4 protein-coding genes are annotated in these 2,547 nt (G+C 65.6%); all 4 read right to left on the bottom strand.

Annotated features, from left to right (window positions below):
* Positions 1 to 17 precede the first annotated feature (17 nt).
* Positions 18 to 674 (bottom strand): IS630 family transposase, encoded by a 657-nt coding sequence (locus ABZS58_RS51120; protein WP_354792089.1) that lies wholly within the window; start codon positions 672 to 674, stop codon positions 18 to 20.
* A 14-nt stretch (positions 675 to 688) separates the two neighbouring features.
* Complete coding sequence (locus tag ABZS58_RS51115) at positions 689 to 1,183, bottom strand: helix-turn-helix domain-containing protein (RefSeq protein ID WP_354792088.1); 495 nt, start codon at positions 1,181 to 1,183, stop codon at positions 689 to 691.
* Positions 1,184 to 1,288: 105 nt separating this feature from the next.
* On the bottom strand, positions 1,289 to 1,945 hold the full coding sequence (locus ABZS58_RS51110; RefSeq protein ID WP_354792089.1) for an IS630 family transposase: 657 nt from the start codon (positions 1,943 to 1,945) through the stop codon (positions 1,289 to 1,291).
* 14 nt (positions 1,946 to 1,959) lie between these two features.
* Positions 1,960 to 2,454: a helix-turn-helix domain-containing protein gene (locus ABZS58_RS51105; protein ID WP_354792088.1), complete on the bottom strand. Its 495-nt coding sequence runs from the start codon at positions 2,452 to 2,454 to the stop codon at positions 1,960 to 1,962.
* Positions 2,455 to 2,547: the final 93 nt, after the last annotated feature.

The following is a 2,547-nucleotide window of genomic DNA, read 5'->3' as shown; positions in this document are numbered from 1 at the left end:
CTAGTAGAGCGTCGTGTCTAATTTTCTGGGTATAGGTGGCGGAGTTTGGTGCGGGCGTCGGTGGTGGTGAAGTGCCAGTTGACCTGCCGTTGGTTGGTGTTGACGGCGGTTTGCCAGGCGGTGAGTTCGGTGTTGAGGGTGTCGAGGTTGTCGATGCGGCGGTTGAGGCATTGGCGGGTCAGGGCGGACAGTTCGATCTCGGCGATGTTGAGCCAGGATCCGTGTCTGGGTGTGTGGTGTATCTCCAGCCGCTGGGCGAGGGCTCGGGCTTTGGCGGGTGCGAACGCTTCGTAGAGCGATCCGATGGTGTGGGTGTTGAGGTTGTCCATGACCAGCACGACCCGTGCGGCGTCGGGGTAGTCCACGGTCAGGAGGTGCTCGACCTCGTGCGCCCAGTCGATCATGGTGCGTCGTGGTCGGGCGACGACGCGGCGTCTGCCCGCGAGGGGCTGGACCCAGACGAAGATCGAGCAGGTGCCGTGGCGGACGTACTCGGAGTCTTCCCTGCGGTCGTGTCCGGGGGTGGCGGGGACCGGGTCACGGGCGTGGGCGAGGAGTTGGTAGGGCTTCTCGTCCATGCACACCACCGGCACCTCGGGGTCGTACGGGCGGGTGTAGACGTCGAGGACGTCCTCCATCCGGGCCACGAACTCCCCGCTGCCATGCGGTGGGATGGTCCAGCATTTCTTCAGATGAGGACGAAGCGCCGTTTTTTTAAGACCCGCCCGATGGTGGAGTGGTCCAGATCCGGGATGTCATCGACCAGGGCTACGTGCTTTTCCAGCAGCCGCAGCGACCACCGCTCATATCCCGGTGGCGGGGCCGAGCAGGCCAACGCGATCACCCTCGCCTCGACCTCCCCGGTCACCGTCGGCGGCACCGGCGGGGTCAGCCGCTGCTTCCGGCTGATCGTATCTGCGACATCGCCGTCACGATCGGCGTATGCCTTCGACGTCTTGACCACGGTGTCGACATGCACCCCGGCCCGCCGGGCGACCTCTTCCTGGGTCGGTACCGGCGCACCCCTTGCGACCCGGCCGGGATCGTTCTCGTCCAGTTCCAACAGGATCCGCGCCCGACGGACCTGCGTAGCCGGATGCGAACCCGTACGCACCAACGCCGTCAACATCTCCCGATCAGCCGGATCCAACACCACCGGCCGCGACTTCGTCCTCGCCACCACAACCCACTCCCGGCGGACTGTTCAGGGGATGAAGCCCACCAGCCACCAGTCCACACCATCAACCCCGCGAATTAGCGGCGACACGCTACTAGTAGAGCGTCGTGTCTAATTTTCTGGGTATAGGTGGCGGAGTTTGGTGCGGGCGTCGGTGGTGGTGAAGTGCCAGTTGACCTGCCGCTGGTTGGTGTTGACGGCGGTTTGCCAGGCGGTGAGTTCGGTGTTGAGGGTGTCGAGGTTGTCGATGCGGCGGTTGAGGCATTGGCGGGTCAGGGCGGACAGTTCGATCTCGGCGATGTTGAGCCAGGATCCGTGTCTGGGTGTGTGGTGTATCTCCAGCCGCTGGGCGAGGGCTCGGGCTTTGGCGGGTGCGAACGCTTCGTAGAGCGATCCGATGGTGTGGGTGTTGAGGTTGTCCATGACCAGCACGACCCGTGCGGCGTCGGGGTAGTCCACGGTCAGGAGGTGCTCGACCTCGTGCGCCCAGTCGATCATGGTGCGTCGTGGTCGGGCGACGACGCGGCGTCTGCCCGCGAGGGGCTGGACCCAGACGAAGATCGAGCAGGTGCCGTGGCGGACGTACTCGGAGTCTTCCCTGCGGTCGTGTCCGGGGGTGGCGGGGACCGGGTCACGGGCGTGGGCGAGGAGTTGGTAGGGCTTCTCGTCCATGCACACCACCGGCACCTCGGGGTCGTACGGGCGGGTGTAGACGTCGAGGACGTCCTCCATCCGGGCCACGAACTCCCCGCTGCCATGCGGTGGGATGGTCCAGCATTTCTTCAGATGAGGACGAAGCGCCGTTTTTTTAAGACCCGCCCGATGGTGGAGTGGTCCAGATCCGGGATGTCATCGACCAGGGCTACGTGCTTTTCCAGCAGCCGCAGCGACCACCGCTCATATCCCGGTGGCGGGGCCGAGCAGGCCAACGCGATCACCCTCGCCTCGACCTCCCCGGTCACCGTCGGCGGCACCGGCGGGGTCAGCCGCTGCTTCCGGCTGATCGTATCTGCGACATCGCCGTCACGATCGGCGTATGCCTTCGACGTCTTGACCACGGTGTCGACATGCACCCCGGCCCGCCGGGCGACCTCTTCCTGGGTCGGTACCGGCGCACCCCTTGCGACCCGGCCGGGATCGTTCTCGTCCAGTTCCAACAGGATCCGCGCCCGACGGACCTGCGTAGCCGGATGCGAACCCGTACGCACCAACGCCGTCAACATCTCCCGATCAGCCGGATCCAACACCACCGGCCGCGACTTCGTCCTCGCCACCACAACCCACTCCCGGCGGACTGTTCAGGGGATGAAGCCCACCAGCCACCAGTCCACACCATCAACCCCGCGAATTAGCGGCGACACGCTACTAGG

The organism is Dactylosporangium sp. NPDC005555 (genome assembly GCF_040605635.1).
Taxonomy (GTDB): domain Bacteria; phylum Actinomycetota; class Actinomycetes; order Mycobacteriales; family Micromonosporaceae; genus Dactylosporangium.
Note: the sequence above shows the minus strand (reverse complement) of the source record. Positions and strands in the feature narration are given on the sequence as shown.